The sequence below is a fragment of the Amycolatopsis sp. lyj-23 genome (assembly GCF_046549135.1).
Taxonomy (GTDB): Bacteria; Actinomycetota; Actinomycetes; order Mycobacteriales; family Pseudonocardiaceae; genus Amycolatopsis.
Genome location: NZ_JAJPWN010000002.1, coordinates 487,907 through 511,934, shown reverse-complemented (window position 1 = coordinate 511,934; position 24,028 = coordinate 487,907). Strand labels below are relative to the sequence as shown.

Below are 24,028 nucleotides of genomic sequence, written 5' to 3'. Positions count from 1 at the left end.
CGGAATCGAAGCCCTCGCCCGCGACGGGGAAGAGCTCGGCCGGTCCCGCGGCGGACAACGCCTTTGGTCCCGGTGACCAGACCGGGCTGGGGATCGACACCACCAGTCACCCCGGCGCGTTCGGAGCCGGGCGGCTGCGCGCGATCTCTTCCGCGATCTTCTCCATGAACCACGCCATGACCTCGAACGGAACGCAGTGCCCCGCCGGCGCGCAGACGCGCACGGCCGGCTCCACCGTCAGGTTCTCGTCAGGCACGACCCCAATCATGATCACCGAGCCGGACGTGACGTCACTCAGCTCGACGAACCACGCGTCGTCCGGCACGGCATACATGAACTGCACGCCGTAGTACCGGCCGGCGTGCTTCCGCTCCTCGTACGTCACGCCGGAACGATGCCAGGCCGACCCGGCCGGCGACAGCGGATTAACGGGCGCTGGTACGGGCGCGAGTGGCGGAAACTCCCGGTCTCCGGCACCCGATCGCCCGTCTTTGCGGCACCGGGATTGCCGCCACCGGCGAGAATACCCACTCAACCGAAGCAACGGCCTTCAGGACCCCGGTGCCGAGCCCGTCCAGCCGCTCCACCGACGCACCTCGGTAACCACCACCGCGTGCTCCGGCGGCCGCGCCGCGTACTGCGAGTACTTCGCCACCAGCCACGACACCGGCTCGGCCCCCGGCGGCTCCACCCGCGCAACCCCGTCCGCCCGCGCCCACCACAGCCGTGACCAGTCCTCGTCGTAGCCATCGGCCAGGAAGCACACCGCCGGGTTCGCCGCGATGTTCGCCAGCCGCCGCAACGCCGTCGAAGACTTCGGCTTGTGGTCCACCGCGAACACCACCGTGTCACCCCGCACCGCGAACGTCACCGGCACCAGGTGCGGTACCCCGGAACCCGACACCGTCGCCAGCCGGGCCACCCGCGCCGCGGCGAACCGCTCCCGGGCCTCCTCCGACGAAAGCCTCACGTCAGCGCCGGGCTGTCGAACGTCAACGTGCCCAGGTCCGCGTCCAGCGTCACCGGCACCCCCAGCGGCAACGTCGGCGACGACGCCACGTGCCCGAACCCGAACTCCTCCACCAGCGGCACCCCCAGCGGCACCAGCCGGTCGACCACCAGCGCCCGGATGTCCGCCGCCTCGCCGCACGCCGCCCACGAACCCAGCACGATCCCGCGCACCCCGGAAAACCAGCCGCTGCGCAGCAGCTGCGTCAGCATCCGGTCCAGCCGGTACACGCTCTCCGTCACGTCTTCCAGCAGCACGATCGCCTCCCGCGCCGACCCGTGCTCCGGCGTGCCGATCCCGGCCGCCAGCAGGGACAGGTTGCCGCCCACCAGCAGCCCCGACGCCCGGCCCGGCACCAGCGCCGACCCGCCCCGCACCACCAGGTTCCGCTCCGGCTCGAACAGCGACCGCCGCAGGTGCTCCTGCGCGAAGTCGTCGAACAGCACGCTCGCCGGCATCGGCGAGAACACTGTGGACAGTCCGAGGTGGACGTCCACCGCCCGGTGCAACGCCGTGATGTCCGACGACCCGGCCAGCACCTTCGGGCCCGCCGCGCGCAGCGCCGCCCAGTCCACCAGGTCCAGCATCCGCTGCACGCCGTAGCCGCCGCGAGCCGCCAGCACGCACCGGACCCCGGGATCCAGCCACGCCTCGGTGAACTCCGCCGCGCGCGCCGCGTCCGGAGCTGACAGGTACGGCGGAGACCCCGGCGACGCACGCACGCACGGCCCGACCCGCACCTCCACGCCCCAGCCGCGCAGCACCGGCAGCGCCTTCTCCAGCAGGTCCGCCGGCACCGGCCCGGCCGGCGCCACCAGCGCCAGCGTGTCGCCGGCCCGCAACCGCGGCGGCCTCACCGCGACAGCTCCAGCCGCGCCACGCCCGGCGTCTCGAACCCGAACACCTGACCGTAGAAGGACAGCTCCGCCTCCAGCGCCGCCACGATCGTCGCCGCCTGCCGGAACCCGTGCTGCTCCCCGGCGAACCGCTGGTAGGCGTAGGGGATCCCGCCCCCGGCCAGCTGCGCCACGAACCGGTCGGCCTGCTCCGGCGGGCAGACCCGGTCCTCCAGGCCCTGCTGGAACAGCACCGGCCCGGCCAGCTTCCCGACGTTCGCCAGCGGCGAACGCGCCATATACCGCGACCGCGTCTGCGGCAGCGGGCCGACCAGCCCGTCCAGGTACCGCGACTCGAAGTCGTGCGTGTCGCCCTCGGTGCCGGTCCACCCGGCCAGGTCCAGCACCGGGTACATCACCGTCCCGGCCCGGTAGGTCTTCGTCGTCGTCAGCGACGCAGCCGCGGTGAACCCGCCCGCGCTGCCCCCGCGGATGCCCAGCCGGTCCCCGTCGGCCAGCCCGGCCGCCACCAGCGCCTCGGCCACCGCGACGCAGTCGGCCACGTCCACCACGCCCCACTGCTCCCGCAGCCGCTCCCGGTAAGCGCGCCCGAACCCCGTCGACCCGCCGTAGTTGACCGCCGCCACGCCGATGCCGCGGCTGGTGAAGTACGCGACCTCCAGATCCAGCTGCGGCAGGTGCTGCCCGGTCGGGCCGCCGTGGACGTAGACCAGCAGCGGCGGACGCTCACCCTCGGGCGCGGTGAACTCCGGGTTCCGCGGCGGGTACAGGACCACGGGCACGGCCTCGCCGTCCGCCGTGCTGAACACCCGCTCCTGCGGCACCGGTAGGTACGCGTGCGGCAGGGACGGCTGCGGCGTCAGGTCCGCCACCGCGCCGCCGGGGGACACCCGCACGACAGCGGCCTCCCGCTCCGGGCCGCCGGCCACGCCCACCACGTCCGGCCCGTCGACCGTGAAGGCGGTCGAAGACCACGCCGTGAGCTCGCCGGCCACCGGCGTCACCGAACCGTCGGCCTCGTCGAGCACCACCAGCCGTCCCGAGGACAGCGCCGCGTACCGCCCGCCGCCCAGCGCCGCGAACCACCGCGACCCCGGCTTCCACAGCGGCCCGCCGAGCTCCCGCTCCACCGGCGCCAGGTTCACCGCCGAACCGTCGAGGCCGATCCGGTGCAGGTTCCACCAGCCGTCCGGGTCCAGCACCGCCAGCAGCGACGCCGGCGTCTCCCACTCGACCTGGCACACCGAGACGTCCGGGCCGCCGGCCAGCACCCGGTGCGGCCCGAACGAGCCGTCCCCGGCGACGGGCGCCACGCACAGCTCGGTGCCGTCCCACGGCATCAGCGGGTGGTCCCAGCCGAACCAGGCCGCGTGCCGCCCGTCCGGGGACAGCTTCGGCACCGTCAGGAACCGGTGGCTCGCGGCCAGCACCCGCTCACCGCCGCCGTCCACCGCGATCGCCACCAGCTCCCGTTCGACGTCCGCCGGGCGCGGCCCGGTGCTGCGCTCCCGGACCGCCCACACCTCACCCGGCCGCCCGGCCCGCAGGTCGCCGTAGCGGACGCCCTGCGGCTCCGCGGGCTCCGGAGTGATCGCCACCACGCCGGTTTCGCTCTGCGCGTACACGCGCTGATCGGCCCAGTGCGTGAACACCGGGACACCTCCGGCGACCGCCCACGGCCGTCCGCCGTATTCGTGCAGCCGGTTGCGGACGTTCCACGGCGGCGGCAGCACGTCCTCCGTCCCGCCGGGAACGGCCTTCACCAGCGCGACTCTGCCCTGCTCACCGGGCCGCGCCTCGGCCCACCACACCTCGCCGCCGACCACGTCGAGCCACTGCGGGCCGCCGCCGGCGGCGGCCACCTCGGCGGCGGTGATGGGCGACGACCACGATCCGTACGGGGAGATCCGAGACACCCCCCGAGGCTAGCGGGCCGCCAACGGTGGGGCGGCGGATGCCGATCATGCGCCGGTGGCCTAGGGTCGTCAGTGCTATGTCTCGCGTAATCCACGTCTTCCGCCAGCCGGATCGGTTCGTCGCCGGCACCGTCGGCGAGCCCGGCGATCGCACGTTCTACCTCCAGGCTTCGGAGGACGTGCGCACGATCAGCGTCACCATCGAGAAACAACAGGTGGTCGTGCTCGCCGAACGCCTGAGCTCCCTGCTGGAGGAGGTCGCCAGCCGGTTCGGTGCCGAAGTGCCCGACGACGCTCCCGACGACCTCGTCGACCTCGACCCGCTCACGGTGCCGGTCGAGGAGGAGTTCCGCGTCGGCACCATGGGCCTCGGCTGGGACGCCGACAGCAGCGCGGTCGTCATCGAGCTGCTCGCCATCACCGAGGGCGAGGTCGACGAAACGGTCGTGCTCGACGACACCGAGGAAGGCCCGGACGCCGTCCGCGTGTTCCTCAGCCCGGCCGCCGCCCGCGCTTTCGCCGAGCGCGCCGACCGCGTCGTCAACGCCGGCCGCAAACCCTGCCCGCTGTGCGGGGAGCCGCTCGACCCCGCCGGCCACATCTGCCCGCGGCAGAACGGCTACCGGCGCGAAACCGACGCGGACGAAGACTGACCATGACGCCTGCCCCGGCCGATCCCGCTGCCCGCGAACTCGTCACCCACGGCCGCATCGACGTCGAAGGCCGGCTGGTCGACGCCTCCAACGTCACGCTCTTCTGCGCCATCGAGCTCGACGGCGTCACCGGCCGGGTCGTCTACAAGCCGGTGTCGGGGGAGCGGCCGCTGTGGGACTTCCCGGACGGCACCCTGGCCGGGCGCGAGGTCGCCACCGCGATCATCGCCGACGCCACCGGCATCGGCGCGATCCCGCCGACCGTGCTGCGCGAGGGCCCCTTCGGCCCCGGCATGGTCCAGCTGTGGATCGAAACCACCGAAGACGACCTGGTGGAAGTCCTGCCGCCGGACGAGGTCCCCGACGGCTGGCGCCCGGTGCTGCACGCCCAAGACCGGCTCGGCGAGCCGGCGGTGCTCGCCCACGCCGACCACCCCGGGCTGCGCGACCTGGCCGTCCTCGACGTCGTCGCCAACAACACCGACCGCAAGGGCGGGCACCTCCTGCCCGGCGTCGACGGCCACGTCTACGGCGTCGACCACGGCATCTGCCTGCACACCGACCCGAAGCTGCGGACCGTCCTGTGGGGCTGGATCGGCGAGCCGCTGCCGCCGGACACCGTCGAGAAGCTGCGCAAGCTGCGTTCGGAGATCGACGGCGGCCTCGGCAAGACCCTCGCCGAACACATCACCAAGTTCGAGATCCGCGCCCTGGCCGACCGCACCGACGTGCTCCTCGCCGAAGGCATCTTCCCCGAACCCGGCGACGACTGGCGCGCCATCCCGTGGCCCCTGTTCTGATCAACCCCGAGACACGGGCCCGGCTGATCGACCGCTTCGGCGCGGAACTGGCCGGACCCTGGTGCGACGCGCTGCCGGACCTGGTCGCCCGCCTGAGCGCGAAGTGGGGACTGACGGTCCGCGAAGCGCGCCCCGGCAACACCGGCCGCACCCTGCTCTGCACCGGCCCCGGCGGTGACCTGCAGGTCCTGAAGCTCACGCCGGACCCCGAGGTGGCCCGGCTGGAGTTCGCCGGGCTGCAGGCCTGGCGAGGCTGCCCGCGGGCCGTGCAGGTCCTCGACGCCGACCTGCAAGCGGGCGCGATCCTGCTCGAAGGGCTGGTCCCCGGCACCGAACTGCGCGGCCGCGCGGTCCCGTGGCGGGAAATCGGCCCCCTGCTCACCGAGCTGCACAGCGTGGCGCCGCCGCCCGGCCTGCCGCCGCTGACCGAGCGCGTGACCTTCATGTTCGACATCACCGAGCGCACCGTCGCCGGCTCGGCCGCCGAGCGGCACCTGACTCCGGAGCTCCTGGCGCGCGCCCGGAGCCGGGCGCTCGCCCTGGCCGAAGGCGGCCCGGCCGCGGTCGTGCACGGCGACCTGCACCCGGGCAACGTCCTCGACGCCGGTCCCCGCCGCGGCCTCGTCGCCATCGACCCCCGCCCGAGCGTGGGCGACCCGGCCTTCGACCTCGCCGACTGGCTCTACCTGCCGCTCGCCGCGGGCGGCACGCTCGACGACGGCATCGAGGCGCTCCGGCCGCACCTGCCCGGCCTGGACGCCGCCCGCGCCCGCGCGTGGTGCGCCGCCCTGGCTCCGCTGGCCGCCCACCCGCCGCTGCGGCGCGGGGAACACGGGCCGTTCACCGACGCGCTCCTGGAGATGGCGCGCTGACCGGCGTGGCATGACCCGCCCCGGCGTCCCGGAGCACTAGGTTCCGGGGTCGTGCGCCCCCATTCCTATGACGACGTGCTCGCCGGCCCGCGCCGCAAGAAGGTGCCGGAGGTCCCCGCCGAACCCGGCCTGGTCGTCGAGGACCCGGCCAGCGGCTACTGCGGCGCGGTGGTGAAGATCGAGTACGGGAACGTCGTGCTCGAAGACGCCAAGGGCCGCCACCGCGTCTTCCCGCTCGCCCCCGCCGGGTTCCTCCTCGAAGGCAAGCCGGTCACGCTCGTGCCGTTCAAAGCCCCGGCGAAGGCGCCCGCGCGGCGGATCTCGGCCTCCGGATCCGTGCGCGTCGAAGGCCTGAAGGCCCGCGTCGCCCGCGACTCGCGCATCTGGGTCGAGGGCAAGCACGACGCCGAACTCGTCGAACGCGTCTGGGGCCACGACCTGCGCGTGGAAGGGGTCGTCGTCGAACCCCTCGACGGCGTCGACGTCCTCGCCGACCGGATCGCCGGATTCGGCACCGGCACCGGTCGCCGCCTGGGCGTGCTCGTCGACCACCTCGTGCCCGGCAGCAAGGAATCGCGGCTGGTCGAAGCGATCCGCGACGAGAACGTGCTCGTCACCGGCCACCCGTACATCGACGTCTGGGAGGCCGTGCGCCCGGAGGCCGTCGGGATCAAGGCGTGGCCGAAGGTCCCGCGCGGGACCGAGTGGAAGCAGGGGATCTGCGACGCGCTCGGCTGGGGGCAACCTTTCGAAGGCTGGCAGCGTGTCCTGAGCGGGGTGAGCAGTTTCCGCGACCTCGAGACCCCGCTCATCGGGGCCGTGGAACGGCTCATCGACTTCGTCACCGAGCCGACGGAAGAGGACTGAATGTCTGATTTGTCCAAGGTCACGCGAAGGTTACGGCCCGTCACTGCGCCGGTGCGAACCGGCGCGATCTGAGAGCATGAAGCCATGGCTTGGGCACTGGTCTGGTTGATCGTCGGCATCGCCCTGATGATCGCCGAAGTCGTCTCCGGCGACTTCGTGCTGATCATGCTGGGCGTCGCCGCGCTGTTCGGCGCCGGCGCCGAGGTCCTCACCGGCAACCTGGTCATCGACGTCGCCGTGTTCGCCGTCGCCTCGGTCGGCATGCTCATGCTGGTCCGGCCCGCGCTCAAGCGGCGCTTCCTGTCCGGGCCGGTCCACCACACCGGCATCGACGCGCTGATCGGCGCCCGCGCCGTCGTGGTGTCCACAGTGGATGCCGAAGCCGGACAGGTGAAGCTGGCCGGGGACGTCTGGTCCGCGCGCAGCCTCGGCGAGCACCTCCCGCCGATCGCGCCCGGCACCGCGGTCACCGTCGTCGAGATCTCCGGCGCCACCGCCGTCGTGTCGGCCGAGCCGTGAGCCTCGGACTCGTCACCGTCGGCGAAGGCCACGCCGCGGTGGTCGAACGCGGCGGCCGCTTCCGCACCGTGCTCGGCCCCGGCCGCCACTTCGTGGTCCCGTTCGCCGACCGGGTCCGCGCCCGCGTCGACCTCGGCCCGCAGGTCCTGTCCGCCCCGCCCCGCCCGGTCGAGGCCGGCGACGGGCAGGAGGTCCTCATCGGGTTCGAGGTCGTCTTCGCCGTCACCGACCCGCGCCTGGCCACCTACGAGATCGGCAACCCGGCCCTCGCGATCGAACAGCTGACCCGCACCGCGCTGCGGCAGGAAGCCGGCCTGACCACCGCCGAGCGCGCCGTCACCGCGCCCGGGGAGCTGCACCGTACAGTGTGGACGGTCCTGCACGACACCACCGGCCGCTGGGGCATCACCACGAAGGACCTGCAGCTCGCGGTGCACCCGCCCGTGGCACCCGCAACGCCGTCAACCGCGCAAGAATGGTACTAGGTAAGGGGAAATTGTCTTGACCGGATTCGCGATCGGCCTGGTCATAGCCTTGGTCCTGCTCGTGATCATCACGATAGCCAAGGCGGTCATGGTGGTGCCGCAGGCGCAGTCGGCCGTGATCGAGCGGCTCGGCCGGTTCCGCACGGTCGCCTCGCCCGGCCTCAACATCCTCGTGCCGTTCCTGGACAAGGTGCGCGCCCGGATCGACCTGCGCGAGCAGGTCGTCTCGTTCCCGCCGCAGCCGGTGATCACCGAGGACAACCTGACGGTGTCGATCGACACGGTCGTGTACTTCCAGGTCACCGACTCCCGCGCCGCGGTGTACGAGATCTCCAACTACATCGTCGGTGTCGAGCAGCTGACCACGACGACGCTGCGCAACGTGGTCGGTGGCATGAGCCTCGAGCAGACCCTGACCTCCCGCGACTCGATCAACACCCAGCTGCGCGGGGTGCTCGACGAGGCGACCGGCCGGTGGGGCATCCGCGTGAGCCGGGTCGAGCTCAAGGCGATCGACCCGCCGCCCTCCATCCAGGACTCGATGGAGAAGCAGATGCGCGCCGACCGCGAGAAGCGCGCCATGATCCTCACCGCCGAAGGCCAGCGGGAATCGGCGATCAAGACCGCGGAAGGCCAGAAGCAGAGCCAGATCCTCTCCGCCGAAGGTGCCCGCCAGGCCACCATCCTCGCCGCCGAAGCCGAGCGGCAGTCCCGCATCCTGCGCGCCCAGGGTGAACGCGCCGCGCGCTACCTGCAGGCCCAAGGCCAGGCGAAGGCGATCGAGAAGGTGTTCGCCGCGATCAAGGCCGGCCGCCCGACCCCGGAGGTGCTGGCCTACCAGTACCTGCAGACGCTGCCGCAGATGGCGCAGGGCGACGCGAACAAGGTCTGGATGATCCCCAGCGACTACGGCAAGGCCCTCGAAGGCTTCGCCCGCGCGCTCGGCGCCCCGGGCGACGACGGCGTCTTCCGGTACGAGCCGCCGAAGGAGGACGACGTCCCGGACAAGCCCGACCTCGAAGACGACGAGGTCTCCAGCTGGTTCGAGACCAAGAGCGACCCGAAGGTCGCCGAAGCCGTCGCGGCCGCCGAAGCGGTGGCGCGCAAGGAGGTCCCGGCGATCGGGGCGCCGTCCTCGCCGCCCGCGCGGCCGTCGATCCCGCGCCCGGCCCAGCAGCAGCCCGAGCCGGAAGCCGACGAAGACCGCGGCACCGAAGCCACGCCGGCCCCGCAGCAGCCGCCGACGCCCCAGAGCGGCCAGCCCGCGCTGCCGCAGCCGCAGCCGCAGGTTCCGGCCGGCCCGCCCCCGGCAGGCCCGCCCCCGGGCGCTCAGTACCAGGGCCCGCCGCCGCAGGCCCCGCCGCCGGGCCAGTTCGGCGGCCCGCAGCAGCAGAACCCGGGCAGCGGCCCGTTCCCGCAGCAGCCCCCGTTCGGCGGCCCGCGCCGCTGATCAGTCCGACCGTGTAGGCCGCCTCGAACTTCGAGGCGGCCTACACGGTTTTCAGGTGCGCTGGTACACGCTGACGTCGTCGATGTCCGCCTTGGACCGGTCCTTCAGGAAGATCACGCACAACACCGTGACCACCGCGGACAGGACGATGTAACCGGAGATCGAGTACGGCGTCCCGGTCGTGTGCAGCAGCCACGTCGCCAGCAGCGGCGCCGGCCCGCCCGCGAACACCGACGCCAGCTGGTAGCCGAGCCCGGCGCCGCCGTAGCGCAGGTGCGTCGGGAAGCTCTCGCCGATCAACGCCGCCTGCGGGCCGTACTGCAGCGCGTGCGGGATGAACGACACGACGACCGCCACGAACACCAGCGCGTGGCTGCCGTGCGCGAGGATCGTGAAGTACGGGAACGCGATCACCCCGGTCAGCACGGCCCCGCTCAGGTAGACCCGTTTGCGGCCGAAGGTGTCCGACAGCGCCGAGAACAGCGGGATCAGCGCCAGCTCGCACGCGGCACCGACGAGGACCGCGTTGAGCACGAACGTCTTGCTGAACTCGTGCCGCGCCACGACGTAGATCAGCACGTAGCTGGTGAACAGGTAGAACGGCATCTGCTCGCTGAACCGGACCCCGGCCGACAGCAGGATCTCCCGCCAGTGGTGGCGGATGGCGTCGAGCACCGGCGTGCGGGCCGTCTGCCGGTTCTCGACGAGCTTGGCGAACATCGGCGTCTCGAGGATCTTCAGCCGGATCACCAGGCCGACCGCGACCAGCACCAGGCTGAGCAGGAACGGGATCCGCCAGCCCCAGGAGTCGAAGGCGTCGGGGGAGAGGGTCGCCGACAGCAGCGTCATCCCGCCGGTGCCCAGCACCAGTCCCACGGGGACGCCGATCTGCGCGAAACTGCCGAGCAGCCCGCGTTTGCGCTGGTCACCCCACTCCATGGCGAGCAGGACCGAGCCGCTCCACTCCCCGCCGATGGCGATGCCCTGCACCAGCCGCAGCAGCACGAGGACCAGCGGGGCCGCGATGCCGACCGCCGAGGTCCCGGGCAGCAGCCCGACGACCCCGGAGGAGATGCCCATCAGCAGCAGCGTGACGATCAGCGTCGCCTTCCGCCCGATCCGGTCACCCCAGTGCCCGAAGATCGCGGCCCCGACCGGCCGAGCGGCGAACCCGACCGCGTAGGTGGCGAAGGACTGCATCGCGCCGGCGTAGGCGCTGGAAGCGGGGAAGAACAGGTGCGGGAAGACCAAGGCCGCCGCGGTGTTGTAGAGGAAGAAGTCGTACCACTCGATGGTCGTGCCGATCGCGCTCGCCAGCGCGGCCCGCCGTACTTGCACTCTGCTGTCCGCCGCCACCTGGTGAGTGACGCCGTTGTCTCCCAGAACCATCTCGCAACACCTCCGGTGACCGATGTCACACAACAGTGTGACGCCCGAAGCCGTTTTCTGCGATCAATGACCCGGTTGTCGTCCGGTGCGTGACGGCGTCCCGGGAAAAATCGGGCGCGCGCTCCGCGCCGCCGCCTCTACGCTCGGCCCATGCCGCGCCGGATCATGTACCTCCAGCTCAAGACGGGGCACGACACCGACCGCGGCCCGTCGTGGATCGCCTGGGTGCGGTTCACCAGGACGTGGCGGACCGCGTACGTGCACGGCCGCACCCTGCGCCGGTGGCCGGGGCTGTACGACGCCAACTTCGTCGACGTCGAAACCGGCGAGGAGTTCTGGCTGTCCGGACCGAAGCGGGATCGGACCGACGGCCGCTACGGCAACGCCCAGCCCGTCGTCGAAGGCGACGCGGCCGCGCGCTACGCCGCCTTCCTCGCCGGCGGACCCGCCACCAAACTTGCCGACTAGGCAACTTTGCAGATTCGGCAAAGTTCGGTACGGTGGAGCCATGGACACCGACCGCGCCGGCCTTCGCGACCGCAAGAAACAGCAGACACGGATCGCGCTGAGCTGGGCGGCGATCCGGCTGACCGTCGAACGCGGGTACGACAACGTGCGGATCGAAGACATCGCCGCCGAAGCCGGGGTGTCCACCCGGACCTTCAGCAACTACTTCGGCAGCAAGGGCGAAGCCATCGTCGCCCGGCACCACGACCGGGCCCGGGCCATCGCCGCCGCCCTGCAGGAACGGCCGGAGGACGAGCCGATCTGGGAGGCCATCACCCAGGCCGCGCTCGCCGGGTACGCCCTCGGTGAACCGGTGCCCGAGGGGTCCGGCGCCACCCCGGCGTGGGTCGAAGGGCTGCGGCTGATGGTCGCCGAACCCGCCCTGCAAGGCGAGTTCCAGAAGGCCGGCGCGGCCGCCGAAGCGGAATTCGCGCTCGCCATCGCCGAACGCACCGGCACCGACGTCACCCGGGACGTCTACCCGCGGCTCGTCGCGGGCGTCGTCGGCGCCGCGCTCAACGTCGTCACCCAGCAGTGGCTCGTCGCCGAGCCGCGGCCATCCGTGGAAGACGTCCTGCGGGACGTCTTCGGCCGGCTCGCCGCCGGCCTGCCCGAACCCCGCTAGCCCACCTCACCCCGAAGCGCCCGCACGACGGGCTGCTTCGCCGTGCCCGAAAAAAGGGAGTCTCCACCATGGAAGACGTCGTCATCGCCGGAGCTGGACCCAACGGCCTCATGCTCGCCTGCGAGCTCGCCCTCGCCGGGATCCGCCCGCTGGTCCTGGAGCGGCTGCCTGAGCCCACCACCGAAAACCGCGCCAACGGCCTCGTCGGGCAGGTCGTCCGCCTCCTCGACCGCCGCGGCCTGCACGAACGGCTCGCCGGCCCGATCGCGCCACCCGTGCCGGGCTTCGTCTTCGGCGCGCTGCGCCTGGACCTGACCCTCGTCGACCGCAATTCGCTGACCGTCCTCGGCGTGCCGCAACGCCGCATCGCCGCGATGCTGGAGGAACGCGCCACCGAACTCGGCGTCGAGATCCGCCGCGGCCACGAGCTCACCGCACTCACCCAGGACACCGACGCGGTCACCCTCGACGTCACCGGCCCCGACGGGCCTTACCGGCTGCAGACCCGCTACCACGTCGGCGCCGACGGCGGCCGCAGCGTCACCCGCAAGCTCGCCGGCATCGGCTTCCCCGGTGTCACCGAGGACCGCACCGTGTCCCACTCCGCGAACGTGACCGTGCCCGCGGAGTTCACCGATCCGGCATCGGGCGGCCTGCGGGTGCCCGGGCACGGCGTCATCCCGCCGTTCTTCCACTACCGCACCGGAACCGGCCTGTTCGCCTACGCGCCGTTCCCCACGGGCACCCTCGTCACCGCGATGGAGTGGACCGACGACGAAGAGGCCGAAGACGAACCGCCGATGACCCTCGACGACCAGCGCGCGAGCATCCGGCGCGTCCTCGGCTTCGACCTGCCGCTCGGGGAACCCGAGGGCGACGGCCCGCACCTGCTGCGTCGGCTGCGCGGCCGCAACACCCGGCTGGCCGAGAAGTTCCGCGAGGGCCGTGTTCTGCTGGTCGGCGACGCCGCCCACGTCCACTCGGCGATCGGCGGCCCCGGACTGAACCTCGGCCTGCAGGACGCCGTCGCCCTCGGCTGGAAACTGGCCGCCACGCTGCACGGCTGGGCGCCCGACGGCCTGCTCGACACCTACGAAAGCGAACGCCGCCCGGTCGCCGAACGCGTCGTCATGCACACCCAGGCACAGTCCGCGCTGATCAGTCCGGGCGGGGACGTCACGGCGCTGCGTGAGCTGTTCGGCGAGCTGCTGCGGCTGCCCAGCGCCGTCCAGCACATCGCCGACCTGATGTCCGGCGCCGACGTCCGCTACGAACCGGGCACCGACCACCCGCTCGACGGCCGCTGGGCTCCCGACCTGGTGCTGGCCGACGGCACCCGGCTCGCCGAGCTGACGACGACGGCCCGGCCGCTGCTGCTGGACTTCACCGGTTCCCTCGGCGACGAGCGGCACGGCTGGCGCGACCGCGTCGACCTGGTGTCCGGCCACACGAACGGCGACGCCGACGGCGACGCAACCGCCTTGCTGATCCGGCCCGACGGCTACGTCGCCTGGGCGAGCAGTTCCGCCCGGCCGGACGACACCGAACGCAAGGCGCTGCACGCGGCCCTAGAACGGTGGTTCGGCCGGCCGCTTGACGCGTAGGAGATTTCCTACGTATGGTCGGCGGCATGACGATCACCCACGTGCAGTTCCTGACCCTGCCCGTCGCCGACCACGCCCGGGCGCGGGACTTCTACGTCGGCAAGCTCGGCTTCGAAGCGCTCGTCGACCGCCGCACGCCCGAAGGCGGCCGGTTCGTGCTGGTCGCGCCGAAGGGGGCGAAGACCGGCGTCGTCCTGACCGACCAGCCGGTCACCGGGGTCGTACCGGGCCCGCGGCACTTCCAGTTGCAGACCACCGACCTCGACGCCGACGTCGCCGCGCTGCGGGCGGCCGGTGTCGAGGTGGCCGAACCCCGGGAGCAGCCGTGGGGCCGGGCGACCTCCTTCACCGACCTCGACGGCCACGTCCTCGGCCTGCTCCAGCCGTCGGACTTCGGCAACGTGCCGGCCTGATGCCGGTCAACGACGACGTCTTCGCCGCGCTCGCCAGCCCGGCGCGCCGGGAGGTGCTGCGGCTGCTGCTGGACGGCCCGATGCCGGCCGGCGCGATCGCCGAACGCTTCGCCATGGCCCGGCCGAGCCTGTCGGAACACCTGCGGGTGCTCCGGCAGGCGGGCCTGGTCACCGAACAGCGTCAGGGCCGCAACCGCGTCTACCGCCTCGACGGGGCTCCGCTGGCGGAGGTCGCGGACTGGCTCACCCCGTACGAGCGCTTCTGGCGCACCAAGCTCGCCAACCTGCGCGACCTGCTGGACGAAGAGGAAGACCTGTGAGCGAGGACGACCCGACCGCGATCCACGTCGACCAGTTCCTCGCCCACCCGGCCCGCAAGGTGTGGCGCGCGCTGACCGAACCGGACCTGCTCGAACGCTGGATCAACATGCCCAACGACATCAAACCCGTCGTCGGGCACCGGTTCGAGCTGCTGGCCGAGCCGGTGCCCGCGGCCGGGTTCGCCGGCGGCCCCGTGGCGTGCGAGGTCCTGGCGGTCGAGCCCGAACGCCGCCTCAGCATCCGCTGGGGTCCGCAGTGGACGGTGACGTGGCGGCTGGAACCGGAGGGCACCGGCACGCGGTTGTTCCTCAGCCACGAAGGGTTCGACCCCGACGACGAATTCCAGCGCATCTCCCGCCGCATCATGGGTGGCGGCTGGCGTTCGCACGTGCCGCGGGCACTGGCCCGGTTGCTGGACACGCTGCCCGATCCGACTCCGTGACCGAGCCCGGCCCGGCAGGAACCGTGGTCGCGGAGCCGTCCGGCCGTGGCCGGGCCGGTCACCGGCCGCGCAGTACCATCGGCTGGTGAGCCCCGCCGCCGTCGATCCCGCCGAGTCGAAACCGCTGCGCGCCGACGCCCGGCGCAACCGGGCGCGCGTGCTCGAGGCGGCCGAGGACGTGTTCGCGGCCAAGGGCATCGGGGCGCCGACCGAGGAGGTCGCCCGGGTGGCCGGGGTCGGCATCGGCACCGTGTTCCGGCACTTCCCGACGAAGGAGGCGCTGCTCGAAGCGGTGCTCCACGTCCGGCTGAGCCGGTTCGCCGACGAAGCCGAGTCGGCCGTCGCCGCGGAGTCCACCGACCCGGGTGGCGCGTTCTTCGCGTTCCTCACCAGCTGGATCGAGATGTCGAGCGCGAAGACCGCCTACTTCGAGGCCCTCGCCGCGGCCGGTGTCACGCTGCCGGTGGCGAAGTCCGAGATCGGCGGACGCCTGCTGGCGGCCCTCGGCGTGCTGCTTTCGCGCGCGCAGGAGGCGGGCGCGGTCCGGCCGGACCTCGTCGTCGGCGAGCTGATCCCGGTGATCATCGGCGTCGCGCGGGCGGCCGAGTACGCCGGCCCGGACGCGACCCTGCGCGACCGGGCCGTGTCGATCCTCTTCGACGGCCTCCGCCCGTCAGCGGGCGACCGGGGCTGAGGCGACCGGCGCGAGCACCGGGCGCTTCGCGGTGAGCGTGTCGCCGGAGGACTCGCCCCGCAGGCGGCGGCGCACCCACGGCAGCGCGTGCTCCTGCGCCCACTTGAGGTTCTGGCTGCGGCGCGCGGCCGGGCTGAGCACCTCGCGCGGGCCCAGTTCGGTGCCGGTCAGCGGGTGTTCGACGCCGAGGGCCGCCAGCACGGCGATGGCCACTTCGGTGTGGCCGTAGGCGTTGAGGTGCAGGCGGTCGGGCGCCCACAGCCGCCGGTCGCGCAGCTGCCGCATGGCCCACATGTCCACGAGCAGGGCGTCGTGGCGGGCGGCGATGGCGCGGACGAACTCGTTGTAGATGGCGACCCGGCCGCGCATCTTGCGGAACAGCGCGTCCTCGACGCCGTCGACCCCGGTGAACAGCACCAGCCGGGCCCCGGTCGCGCGGATCTTCGCCACGGCGGCTTCGTAGCCGACCATCAGCGCGTCGATGTCGACCTTGGGCCGCATCAGGTCGTTGCCGCCGGCGTAGAGGGTGACGAGGTCGGGCGCCATGGCCAGCGCCGGCTCGAGCTGCTCGTCCAGGACCTGCGCCATCAGCTTGCCGCGGATGGCGAGGTTCGCGTACCGGAAGTCCGGCTCGCCCTCGGCGAGCTGCTCGGCGACGCGGTCGGCCCAGCCGCGCACACCGTGGGGAGCGGCGGGGTCGTCGTCGCCGACGCCTTCGGTGAACGAGTCCCCCAGAGTCACTAAGCGCTTGCTCATGTGTCCAGTGTAGGCAGCCCCGGCCCCGCCGCCCGCCCGTGCCCGGCGAACCGCCCGCAACCCGCCGGAAATCCGACGTATCAGCGTCCACCGTGGACGGCTCTGCCCGGTGAGACCCCAGCGGAAGGAGTGGCGGATGGACGTGCGGAACGCCGTGGGCCCGCTGCCCGCGATGCCCCCCGGCTCGGCGGGGAGCGTCTGCATCGCCGTCCTCGACGGCCCGGTCGACCTGTCCCACCCCTGTTTCGACGGCGCCGACCTCGACGTGCTCGACACGCTCGTCACCGACCCCGCGAGCCAGGGCGCGATGTCGCTGCACGGCACCCACGTCGCCAGCCTCGTCTTCGGGCAGCCGGGCTCGCCGGTGACGGGGATCGCCCCGGAGTGCCGCGGGCTGATCGTGCCGGTGTTCCGCGACGACGGCCACCGCCTGTCCCAGCTCGACCTCGCACGGGCGATCGAAGCGGCCGTCGCCGCGGGCGCCGACATCATCACCATCAGCGGCGGCGAACGCACCCCCGACGGCGAGCCCGACGCGCTGCTGGCGAACGCGTTGCGGTTGTGCGACGCCCACGACGTGCTCGTGGTCGCCGCCGTCGGCAACGACGGTGACGACTCCGTGCAGGTCCCCGCCGCCGACGCCGGCGTGCTCGCGGTCGGCGCCTGCACGGACGCCGGCGTCCCGCTCCCGACGAACAACTGGGGTGCCCCGTACCGGCTGACCGGCGTCCTGGCGCCCGGCCACGACATCGAAGGCGCCCGGCCGGGCGGCGGCACCGTGCGGCTGTCGGGCAGCAGCTTCGCCACGCCGATCGTGGCCGGGATCGCGGGTCTGCTGCGCACGCAGGCCCGGAGCCGGGGCGAAGACCTCACCCCGGCCGCCATCCGCGACCTGATCGTGCGCACCGCCGCCGGCGGCGGCACGCCCCGGCACTTCGCCGGCGTCATCGACGTCCCGGCGGCCTTCACCCCTCCGATGGAAAGCGAGACGACCGTGGAACAGCCCGAAGCAACCCCGCCACCGCACGACGGCGGCGTAGTCGCCGCCTGCGCCGACACCCCGGGCGGACCGGACGCCTGTGACTGCCGTTCCGGCCCGGCCCACGTCTACGCCATCGGCACGATCGGCTGGGACTTCGGTTCCGAAGCCCGGCGCGACGGCTTCATCCAGCAGATGGACGTCACCCCGATCGGCGACCACCTGGCCCCCGGCAACCCCTACGACCCGGCGCAGCTGTTCCGCTACCTGGCGGAGAACCCGTGGGCGTCGGACAAGCTGATCTGGACGTGCAACCTCGACGGCCGGATGCCGATCTACGCGCTGGAGGCCGAAACGCCGTTCGGCATGGCCTGGGGCGGCCCGCGGGCCGAAGGCGGCGACGGCACCGGCTACCCGCCCGTTTCCGTGGTGCACAAGACGTTCCGCGAGGCGATCGTCGGCCAGTCGCTGGGCCCGGACGACCCGAGCTACGTCGCGCGGGTGTCGGTGCCGGGCACGCTGACCGGCCGCACGGTCCGGCTGTTCTCCGGGCAGGTCGTGCCGGTCGTCGAGGTGCACGCCCAGGGCCTCTACACGTGGAACGAAGCCGTGCTGCTGGACAACCTGATCGACACGATCAACCACGACTACGACGCCCGCAACGCGGGCCGGCCGGACGAGCAGACCGTCCGCCTGCTCGTGCGGGCGTTCCTCGACAAGGTCTACTACCAGTTCCGCAACCTCGGCCAGAGCTCACCCGACCGGGCGCTCAACTACGCCGCGACCAACGCCTTCGAGCTCACGCGCGAGCTGGCCAACGGCTTCCTGTCCGGCAGGCTCACGCCGCGCCGGGCGGACGAGCCCGAGGTGCTCTACGCCCTCGACGACATCACGGTCACCAAGAGCCGGTACGCGCGGCCGGACGCCGACGCCTGGGACGTCAGGATCACCTACTTCGACCCGGAGAACGACCGCCGGTCCCGGGTGGCCTACCTGCAGACCTTCGACGTCAGCACCAGTCCTCCGGTGAGCCTGGCGCCTTCGCACCAGTTCCTCGTCGGGAGTTAGGAGAACAGATGCACCCCACCCTGGCCCTGCCCAGAATCGCGCGCGGGATCGACCGCGACGGCACCGCGGCCCCGGCGAGCCTGCGCGACGGCCCCGGCCTCGACGCCGCCCGCGCCGACTGCCGCAAGCTGCGCGGTCCCGCGAGGGACATGTGCTACAAGGCCCTCGCCGCGGCGAAGCGGCCGTGAAACCGCCACCGGAACTCCGGCTGCCGCGGCCCGCCGGCGGAGTCCACCGCACCCGGCCGCCGGGCCACGCCGCGGACCCGCCGGGCGTCCGCCCGGCGATCACCGATCCCTGCGGCGACGCCGAGACGTTCGAGGACTGGCTCGCCTGCCAGTCCTCGAAGGACCCGTTCGTGCTCTATTGACCAGAAAGGGAAAACCCATGTCGCACCCCACACTCCCGTCCACCCCGGCGTTGCGGATGCCGCGCCAGTCGGCGGGGATCGACCGCCACGGCCGGGCCACCGCCGCACTCGCCGGCGACAGCGGGGTGGAACCCGCGATCCTCCCGCTCCTGCTCGGCGGCCTGCTGTCCTCGCTGCTGACCACCCAGCCGGTGCAGGACACCATCGGCGACGTCGTCGGCGGCATCGGCGACTTCGTCAGCGGTCTGTTCAGCTAGTCCGCACCCGTTTCGGTGGAAAGGATCGGGACAATGCCGCTGAGACTGCCCGTACAGGCATCGGTGAACCGTTCGCTGCCGATCAGCCCGTTCACGATCCCGGATCCCGACGGCAGCCCCGTCGACCTCGTCTACGGGGCTCACCCGGGAGATCCGGCCCCCCTTCTCCGCCCGATCCGCGACGGTCGGGCCTGCCCTGCACGATTGTGAGGACTTCCATGTCTTTCGCCGGTATCGATCGTCTCCAGTACCCGGGAAACGATTTCATGAGCGGCCTGATGCAGAACACCAACCTGCTGTGGACCGGGTTCTACCTCGCCCCGGCGCCGTCACAGGGCAACCGCAGCTGGATGACCCACCTCGCCGACCTGCGTGCGATGGCGCCGGGGTGGGGCATCGCGCCGATCTTCGTCGGCCAGCAGCACCCCAGCATCACCACGCCCGGGGTGTCGCACGTCCGGACCGCCGAACAGGGCCGCCTGGACGCCCTGCTGGCGGCGCAGCTCGCCGACCAGGCGGGCTTCACCAGCGGCGCGGAGGCCGACCTGAGCGGGGCGCCCCGGATCTACCTCGACATCGAGATCGGCGGCACCCTGCCGCCGGAGGACCTGGCCTACGTCAACGCCTGGTGCGCGACCATCCGGTCCGACGAGACGTCGTACCTGCCCGGGGTCTACTGCTCGTTCAAGGACACCGCCGCGCAGCTGCAGCGGGACAACCCGGACCTGGTCTGCTGGGTGTTCAACATCAACCAGTTCCTGCACCACCACGACCAGGCCCTGACGGACCCGGGGGTGTTCCGGAAACCGGACATCGGCCAGTCCGGCTTCCCGGCCGCGACGGCCTGGCAGTGGATCCAGGGGCTGGCGTCGATCAGCGTGCAGCTGCCCGGCGGCGGCACCCAGTCGCTGCCGAGCTGGGACCTGGACGTCTCGGTGGTCCCGGACCCTTCGCACCCCGACCGCAAGTTCGACGCCGACGCCGGCACCTGGCTCGACTGAGCCGCCGGGCCGGGGCGCGTCCGCCCGCCGCGAAAACCCGTGGACCGGACCGTGACCGGCCGGTACCACGGGAAGCGTGAGCTCCTACGACGCGATCGCCGACTGGTACGAAACCACGCTCGTCCCCGGCTGGCGGGCGGACCCACTGGAGTTCGGCCCGGTGCTGCGGGACCTGCTCGGGCCGGGCACCGGAGCGTGCCTCGAGCTCGGCGTGGGCACCGGGGCCCACGCCGAGCGGATCCGGCGGCTGGGCCGGACCCCGCTCGGCGTCGACGTCTCCGCCGGGATGCTCCGGCACGCCGCGACGCGGCTGCCGGTCGTGCTCGGCGACGCCACCGCGCTGCCGATCGCGACCGGTGCGGTGCCCGCCGTCGTCGCGATCATGGTGCACACCGACATGCCCGCCTACCCGGCCGTGCTGCGGGAAGCGGCCCGGGTCCTGGCGCCCGGCGGGGTGTTCGTGCACGTCGGGGTGCACCCGTGCTTCTGCGGCGGGTTCGCCGACCGGAGCGACAGCCGCGCCGTCGTCATCCGGCCCGGCTACCGGGAGACCGGCTGGACGACGGAGTCGTGGACCGATCAGGGCCTGCGCGACAAGGTCGGCGCCACCCACCGGCCGCTGCCCGCGTTGCTGGGTGCGGTGCTCGAAGCGGGGCTGGTGTTCGAGCGGTTCGCCGAAGGGGGCGCCCCGACGCCGACGGTCTTCGCCTGGCGGGCCCGGAAGCTCAGGCGCTGACCTGCCGCGCCCGGTGCTCGGCGACGTGGACGCGCGTCGCGCACCGGGTCGAGCAGAAGCGGCGACGGCCGTTGCGCGAGGTGTCGACGTACGCGGTTTCGCAGCCTTCGCGGCTGCAGATGCCCAGGCGGTCCGGTGCTTCGCAGACCAGGTGGGCCAGCCCGCCCGCGGTGTAGGCGCGGACCCGGCCGACCGGACCGGCGTCCTCCGCCGAGTAGTGCAGGTGGGGCGGCTTGCCGTCGTGGGTGGTGATGTGCGGGCGGCACGCCGCTTCGGTCAGCAGTTCGTTGACCAGGTCCGGGCGGGCCGTGGCGCCGGCGGCGAACACCGGCCGCAGCCGGGCGGCCCACGCGCCGATCAGGGCCGCTTCGCCGTCGGTCAGGGCCTTGATGGCCATGCCGTTGCGGACCATCCCGTCCAGGAGCTCGCTCGCGGAGCCGGCGTTGACCAGGTCGGCGGCCACCAGCGCGGCCGGCCCGCCGTAAGGGTTGAAGTGCACTGACTCATTACAGCACGATCGGGGCATGGACCGGAACCGTTGCCCCCGCTGCGGCTGGCCGCTCGCCGAACTCCCGGCGGCCGCGGCGCAGCCCGTCAACCACCGCCTCGACTACGTGCGCTGCGTCTGCGGCAGCTGGCTGGCCCGGCTGGACGGCGAAGTCGTCGGCGCCACCCGATCGGCGCGGTGAACCGGTGGCTCACAGGTCGAGGGCGCCCGCCGCGTTGTCGTTCCACTGGTCGACGCGGCGGATGTACTCGTAAAGCGCCCGGCTGCCGCGCACCCAGCGGCCCTGGTCGGCGATCGCGAGGTCGTCGGCGCCGGCGCGGCGGGCTTCGGTGGCGAACCCGGACCGCAGGGAGTGTCCGGTCACCGGGTAGGGCAGGCCTGCGCGGACGCCCGCCCGGGTGAGGATCTGGTTGACGCCGGTCGTGCTCAGCGCGGGCTCGCCGACGTTGCCGTGCCGGTCGACCCGGCGGAACGCCGGCCCGTCGGTGATCCCCGCACCGGAGCGCCAGGTGTGCCAGGCGCGCACCGGGTCGGTGTCGGAGCTTTCGCGCCGCGGGACGACCATGTCCCCGGTGCTCTTGCCGTGCCGCACGGTCACCGCGAGCCCCCGGTCGTCGACCGGCTGCACGTCGGTGACCAGCAGGTTCGCCAGGTCGGAGCAGCGGGCGGCGATCGGGAAGCCGATCAGCAGCATCGCCCGGTCCCGGGCACCGGCGAGGGTGTCCGGACACGCCCGCGACATCGCCCGCAGGTCGGCGAGGGTGACCATGGTGGCCTTGCCGCGGCCGCGCTGGATCCCCTCGCGGGCCAGCCGCTGCCGGTAGCCCTTCAGCGCCCGCCAGGCGGCGCGGCTGGCTTCGGGGTCGACGATCACCTTGTGGTGCCGCAGCCCGGCGAGCGCGCCGGTGAGCCGCCGTTCGATCGTCGAGGGCGCCGCCGGCGCGGCCCGTTCGGGGACTTCGGGCACGGCCCGTTCGTCCGGCCGCAGCGTGCGGCCGCGTTCCAGCCACACCACGAACCCGGTCAGCGCGCCGATCGTCGCCGACAGCGGCGGGATCCCGGCTTCGGCGGTGTAGTCCTGCCAGACCTGCCAGTCCTGGGCGTAGGCCTTGAGCGTGTTGGGCGGCCGCTGCTCGTCGACGTGCCGGGCGGCGGCCTCGTCCAGCAGGGCCAGCCGTTCACGGGCGCTCAGTGCGGCGTCGGTCACCGGTTCCAGCTCGGGCACGCGCCGAGGGTACGGGAAACTCTGTCCGGAGACGGTGTCGATCCGCGCCGGGCCCGTTCGTATCAGCGGTGAAGAGCACCGATCCGAGGAGGACCACCGTGAAGCAGTACCTGCTCAGCGTCTACCAGCCCGACGGCCCGACCCCGCCGCCGGAGGTGCTGGCGGGCATCGCGCGCAAGCTCGACGCGGTGAACGCCGACCTGCAGGCGGCCGGGGCGTGGGTGTTCGCCGGCGGGCTGCACCCGCCGTCGAGCGCCACCGTGCTGCGGGCCGGCGACGGCGACACCCTCGTCACCGACGGGCCCTACACCGAAGGCAAGGAACACCTCGGCGGGTTCACGATCATCACCGCACCCGACCTGGACGCCGCCCTCGTCTGGGGTGGCCGGCTCGCCGACGCCGTCGCTCCGCTGCCGGTCGAGGTGCGGCCGTTCCGCGAATGAGGGTCGAGGAGGTCTTCGCCGCGGAGTACGGCCGGGCGGTCTCGGTGCTGGTGCGGGTGTTCGGCGACATCGACATCGCCGAGGAAGCCGTGCAGGACGCGTTCGCCGAGGCCGTCCGGCGGTGGCCGTCGGCCGGGCTCCCGCCGAGCCCGGCCGGCTGGATCATCACCACCGCCCGCAACCGGGCGATCGACCGCCTGCGCCGCGAGGCCACGCGGGCGGGCAAACACGCCGAAGCGGCGTTGCTGCACGCGGAGACCGAGCTCGTGGAGGAGGGCGCCGTGCCCGACGACCGGCTCCGGCTGATCTTCACCTGCTGCCACCCGGCGCTGGCCCGGCCCGCCCAGGTCGCGTTGACGTTGCGCCTGCTCGGCGGCCTGACCACCGCCCAGATCGCGGCCGCGTTCCTGGTCGCCGAGCCGACGATGGCCCAGCGGATCGTGCGGGCGAAGAACAAGATCCGCGACGCGGGCATCCCGTACCGCGTCCCGCGCGACGCCGACCTGCCCGCTCGGCTGACTGCGGTGCTCGCCGTGCTGTACCTGATCTTCAACGAGGGTTACGCGGCCAGCGCGGGGGAGGAGCTGATCCGCGCCGAGCTCTGCCGCGAGGGGATCCGGCTGACCCGCGTGCTGACGGGGCTGATGCCCGACGAGCCGGAGGTGTGGGGCCTGCTCGCGCTGATGCTGCTGATCGACGCCCGCCGCGAGACCCGCACGACGCCCACCGGCGACGTGGTGCTGCTCGCGGATCAGGACCGGTCGCGCTGGGACGCGGACCTGATCGCCGAGGGGCAGGAGATCGTCCGCCGCTGCCTGCGCCGCAACCAGCCGGGCCCGTACCAGATCCAGGCGGCGATCCAGGCGGTCCACAGTGACCCGCCGACGGACTGGGCGCAGGTCAAAGCGCTGTACGACCAGCTGCTGACGGTCACGCCGACGCCGGTGGTGGCGCTGAACCGGGCGGTGGCGGTGGCGGAGGTCGACGGCCCCGGCGTCGCGCTGGCCCTGGTGGAGGACCTCGATCTGGACCGGTTCCCGCTGTTCCACGCGATCCGGGCGGACCTGTTGCAGCGGCTGGGCCGATCGGGGGAGGCGGCCGCGGCCTACACGGCGGCCATCGAGCTCACCGGCAATGCCGCGGAGCGAGCGCTGCTGAAGCGGAAGCGATCGTCAACTCTCGGTTGACATTCCCAGGGGTCCTAGTTTTCGGGACCCCAATCCGGCCCTGCTCGCGACCTCGATCGCCTGTCTTGTTCTGAG

Annotated in this window: 31 protein-coding genes; 23 read left to right on the top strand and 8 right to left on the bottom strand. The window is 72.9% G+C overall.

The annotated features are described in order from the left end of the window. Nucleotides 1-106: 106 nt before the first annotated feature. The 4 genes from ACLJPY_RS05025 to ACLJPY_RS05010 form a co-directional block, all read right to left on the bottom strand. Entirely contained in the window at nt 107-385 is a 279-nt protein-coding gene (locus ACLJPY_RS05025) for a hypothetical protein (RefSeq protein ID WP_410586827.1), read from the bottom strand. A 165-nt stretch (nt 386-550) separates the two neighbouring features. Next, nucleotides 551-970: a TIGR03668 family PPOX class F420-dependent oxidoreductase gene (locus ACLJPY_RS05020; RefSeq protein ID WP_410586826.1), complete on the bottom strand. Its 420-nt coding sequence runs from the start codon at nt 968-970 to the stop codon at nt 551-553. Continuing rightward, entirely contained in the window at nt 967-1,866 is a 900-nt protein-coding gene (locus tag ACLJPY_RS05015) for an LD-carboxypeptidase (RefSeq protein ID WP_410586825.1), read from the bottom strand. Before ACLJPY_RS05015 ends, ACLJPY_RS05020 begins: the two co-directional genes overlap by 4 nt. After that, nucleotides 1,863-3,782, bottom strand: coding sequence for a prolyl oligopeptidase family serine peptidase (locus tag ACLJPY_RS05010; RefSeq protein ID WP_410586824.1), 1,920 nt, complete (start codon nt 3,780-3,782; stop codon nt 1,863-1,865). The genes ACLJPY_RS05015 and ACLJPY_RS05010 overlap by 4 nt, the downstream gene beginning before the upstream one ends. Before the next feature lie 77 nt (nt 3,783-3,859). On the opposite strand from ACLJPY_RS05010, the gene ACLJPY_RS05005 reads away from it, so the two are divergent. The 7 genes from ACLJPY_RS05005 (at nt 3,860) to ACLJPY_RS04975 (ending at nt 9,428) form a co-directional block, all read left to right on the top strand. Further along, complete coding sequence (locus tag ACLJPY_RS05005) at nt 3,860-4,435, top strand: DUF3090 domain-containing protein (RefSeq protein WP_410586823.1); 576 nt, start codon at nt 3,860-3,862, stop codon at nt 4,433-4,435. A gap of 2 nt (nt 4,436-4,437) precedes the next feature. Further along, nucleotides 4,438-5,235 carry an SCO1664 family protein gene (locus tag ACLJPY_RS05000; protein WP_410586822.1) on the top strand — a complete coding sequence of 266 codons (798 nt, stop codon included), beginning with the start codon at nt 4,438-4,440 and terminating at the stop codon, nt 5,233-5,235. After that, a complete protein-coding gene (locus tag ACLJPY_RS04995; protein ID WP_410586821.1) occupies nt 5,220-6,107 on the top strand; it encodes an aminoglycoside phosphotransferase family protein in 888 nt (295 codons plus the stop codon). The genes ACLJPY_RS05000 and ACLJPY_RS04995 overlap by 16 nt, the downstream gene beginning before the upstream one ends. Before the next feature lie 51 nt (nt 6,108-6,158). Then, nucleotides 6,159-6,974, top strand: a complete 816-nt coding sequence (locus ACLJPY_RS04990; RefSeq protein ID WP_410586820.1) for a DUF3097 domain-containing protein — start codon at nt 6,159-6,161, stop codon at nt 6,972-6,974. Nucleotides 6,975-7,058: 84 nt separating this feature from the next. After that, nucleotides 7,059-7,493, top strand: coding sequence for an NfeD family protein (locus ACLJPY_RS04985; protein ID WP_410586819.1), 435 nt, complete (start codon nt 7,059-7,061; stop codon nt 7,491-7,493). Continuing rightward, nucleotides 7,490-7,978 carry an SPFH domain-containing protein gene (locus tag ACLJPY_RS04980; protein ID WP_410586818.1) on the top strand — a complete coding sequence of 163 codons (489 nt, stop codon included), beginning with the start codon at nt 7,490-7,492 and terminating at the stop codon, nt 7,976-7,978. Before ACLJPY_RS04985 ends, ACLJPY_RS04980 begins: the two co-directional genes overlap by 4 nt. Before the next feature lie 88 nt (nt 7,979-8,066). Next, nucleotides 8,067-9,428, top strand: coding sequence for an SPFH domain-containing protein (locus ACLJPY_RS04975; RefSeq protein WP_410587006.1), 1,362 nt, complete (start codon nt 8,067-8,069; stop codon nt 9,426-9,428). A gap of 51 nt (nt 9,429-9,479) precedes the next feature. Here the strand turns inward: ACLJPY_RS04975 and ACLJPY_RS04970 are convergent, their stop codons facing one another. Beyond that, a complete protein-coding gene (locus ACLJPY_RS04970; protein ID WP_410586817.1) occupies nt 9,480-10,817 on the bottom strand; it encodes an MFS transporter in 1,338 nt (445 codons plus the stop codon). Between the two features lie 150 nt (nt 10,818-10,967). Here ACLJPY_RS04970 and ACLJPY_RS04965 point away from each other — a divergent pair, with 150 nt between their 5' ends. The 7 genes from ACLJPY_RS04965 to ACLJPY_RS04935 all read left to right on the top strand — a co-directional run bounded on the left by ACLJPY_RS04965 (nt 10,968) and on the right by ACLJPY_RS04935 (nt 15,423). After that, a complete protein-coding gene (locus ACLJPY_RS04965; RefSeq protein WP_410586816.1) occupies nt 10,968-11,285 on the top strand; it encodes a hypothetical protein in 318 nt (105 codons plus the stop codon). A 40-nt stretch (nt 11,286-11,325) separates the two neighbouring features. Beyond that, on the top strand, nt 11,326-11,949 hold the full coding sequence (locus ACLJPY_RS04960) for a TetR family transcriptional regulator (protein WP_410586815.1): 624 nt from the start codon (nt 11,326-11,328) through the stop codon (nt 11,947-11,949). Between the two features lie 68 nt (nt 11,950-12,017). Continuing rightward, complete coding sequence (locus ACLJPY_RS04955) at nt 12,018-13,553, top strand: FAD-dependent monooxygenase (RefSeq protein ID WP_410586814.1); 1,536 nt, start codon at nt 12,018-12,020, stop codon at nt 13,551-13,553. A gap of 26 nt (nt 13,554-13,579) precedes the next feature. Further along, entirely contained in the window at nt 13,580-13,966 is a 387-nt protein-coding gene (locus tag ACLJPY_RS04950) for a VOC family protein (RefSeq protein WP_410586813.1), read from the top strand. Further along, nucleotides 13,966-14,286 (top strand): metalloregulator ArsR/SmtB family transcription factor, encoded by a 321-nt coding sequence (locus ACLJPY_RS04945; protein ID WP_410586812.1) that lies wholly within the window; start codon nt 13,966-13,968, stop codon nt 14,284-14,286. Before ACLJPY_RS04950 ends, ACLJPY_RS04945 begins: the two co-directional genes overlap by 1 nt. Then, nucleotides 14,283-14,729 carry an SRPBCC family protein gene (locus ACLJPY_RS04940; RefSeq protein ID WP_410586811.1) on the top strand — a complete coding sequence of 149 codons (447 nt, stop codon included), beginning with the start codon at nt 14,283-14,285 and terminating at the stop codon, nt 14,727-14,729. Before ACLJPY_RS04945 ends, ACLJPY_RS04940 begins: the two co-directional genes overlap by 4 nt. Nucleotides 14,730-14,814: 85 nt before the next feature. After that, on the top strand, nt 14,815-15,423 hold the full coding sequence (locus ACLJPY_RS04935) for a TetR/AcrR family transcriptional regulator (protein WP_410586810.1): 609 nt from the start codon (nt 14,815-14,817) through the stop codon (nt 15,421-15,423). Here ACLJPY_RS04935 and ACLJPY_RS04930 read toward each other — a convergent pair. Next, nucleotides 15,403-16,179: an SGNH/GDSL hydrolase family protein gene (locus ACLJPY_RS04930; RefSeq protein WP_410586809.1), complete on the bottom strand. Its 777-nt coding sequence runs from the start codon at nt 16,177-16,179 to the stop codon at nt 15,403-15,405. The genes ACLJPY_RS04935 and ACLJPY_RS04930 overlap by 21 nt on opposite strands. A gap of 136 nt (nt 16,180-16,315) precedes the next feature. Between ACLJPY_RS04930 and ACLJPY_RS04925 the strand changes: the two genes are divergently transcribed. From ACLJPY_RS04925 to ACLJPY_RS04900, 6 genes are all read left to right on the top strand, one after another. Next, complete coding sequence (locus ACLJPY_RS04925; RefSeq protein ID WP_410586808.1) at nt 16,316-18,226, top strand: S8 family serine peptidase; 1,911 nt, start codon at nt 16,316-16,318, stop codon at nt 18,224-18,226. A gap of 8 nt (nt 18,227-18,234) precedes the next feature. Beyond that, entirely contained in the window at nt 18,235-18,414 is a 180-nt protein-coding gene (locus ACLJPY_RS04920; RefSeq protein ID WP_410586807.1) for a hypothetical protein, read from the top strand. Next, on the top strand, nt 18,411-18,596 hold the full coding sequence (locus ACLJPY_RS04915) for a hypothetical protein (RefSeq protein WP_410586806.1): 186 nt from the start codon (nt 18,411-18,413) through the stop codon (nt 18,594-18,596). Before ACLJPY_RS04920 ends, ACLJPY_RS04915 begins: the two co-directional genes overlap by 4 nt. 17 nt (nt 18,597-18,613) lie before the next feature. Beyond that, nucleotides 18,614-18,853 carry a hypothetical protein gene (locus tag ACLJPY_RS04910; RefSeq protein WP_410586805.1) on the top strand — a complete coding sequence of 80 codons (240 nt, stop codon included), beginning with the start codon at nt 18,614-18,616 and terminating at the stop codon, nt 18,851-18,853. A gap of 266 nt (nt 18,854-19,119) precedes the next feature. Continuing rightward, nucleotides 19,120-19,854, top strand: a complete 735-nt coding sequence (locus ACLJPY_RS04905) for a glycoside hydrolase domain-containing protein (protein WP_410586804.1) — start codon at nt 19,120-19,122, stop codon at nt 19,852-19,854. A gap of 76 nt (nt 19,855-19,930) precedes the next feature. Continuing rightward, complete coding sequence (locus ACLJPY_RS04900) at nt 19,931-20,590, top strand: class I SAM-dependent methyltransferase (protein WP_410586803.1); 660 nt, start codon at nt 19,931-19,933, stop codon at nt 20,588-20,590. Here the strand turns inward: ACLJPY_RS04900 and ACLJPY_RS04895 are convergent. After that, nucleotides 20,580-21,089 carry a CGNR zinc finger domain-containing protein gene (locus ACLJPY_RS04895; protein ID WP_410586802.1) on the bottom strand — a complete coding sequence of 170 codons (510 nt, stop codon included), beginning with the start codon at nt 21,087-21,089 and terminating at the stop codon, nt 20,580-20,582. The genes ACLJPY_RS04900 and ACLJPY_RS04895 overlap by 11 nt on opposite strands. A gap of 25 nt (nt 21,090-21,114) precedes the next feature. Between ACLJPY_RS04895 and ACLJPY_RS04890 the strand changes: the two genes are divergently transcribed. After that, a complete protein-coding gene (locus ACLJPY_RS04890) occupies nt 21,115-21,279 on the top strand; it encodes a hypothetical protein (RefSeq protein WP_410586801.1) in 165 nt (54 codons plus the stop codon). 9 nt (nt 21,280-21,288) lie between these two features. On the opposite strand, the gene ACLJPY_RS04885 is transcribed toward ACLJPY_RS04890, so the two are convergent. Beyond that, a complete protein-coding gene (locus ACLJPY_RS04885; RefSeq protein WP_410586800.1) occupies nt 21,289-22,323 on the bottom strand; it encodes a site-specific integrase in 1,035 nt (344 codons plus the stop codon). Between the two features lie 98 nt (nt 22,324-22,421). Here ACLJPY_RS04885 and ACLJPY_RS04880 point away from each other — a divergent pair, with 98 nt between their 5' ends. Both ACLJPY_RS04880 and ACLJPY_RS04875 read left to right on the top strand, forming a co-directional pair. Continuing rightward, the gene (locus tag ACLJPY_RS04880) at nt 22,422-22,766 is read left to right on the top strand and encodes a YciI family protein (RefSeq protein WP_410586799.1); all 345 of its coding nucleotides are present in this window, start codon (nt 22,422-22,424) and stop codon (nt 22,764-22,766) included. After that, nucleotides 22,763-23,953, top strand: a complete 1,191-nt coding sequence (locus tag ACLJPY_RS04875) for an RNA polymerase sigma factor (protein ID WP_410586798.1) — start codon at nt 22,763-22,765, stop codon at nt 23,951-23,953. The genes ACLJPY_RS04880 and ACLJPY_RS04875 overlap by 4 nt, the downstream gene beginning before the upstream one ends. The last annotated feature ends 75 nt before the right edge of the window (nt 23,954-24,028 follow it).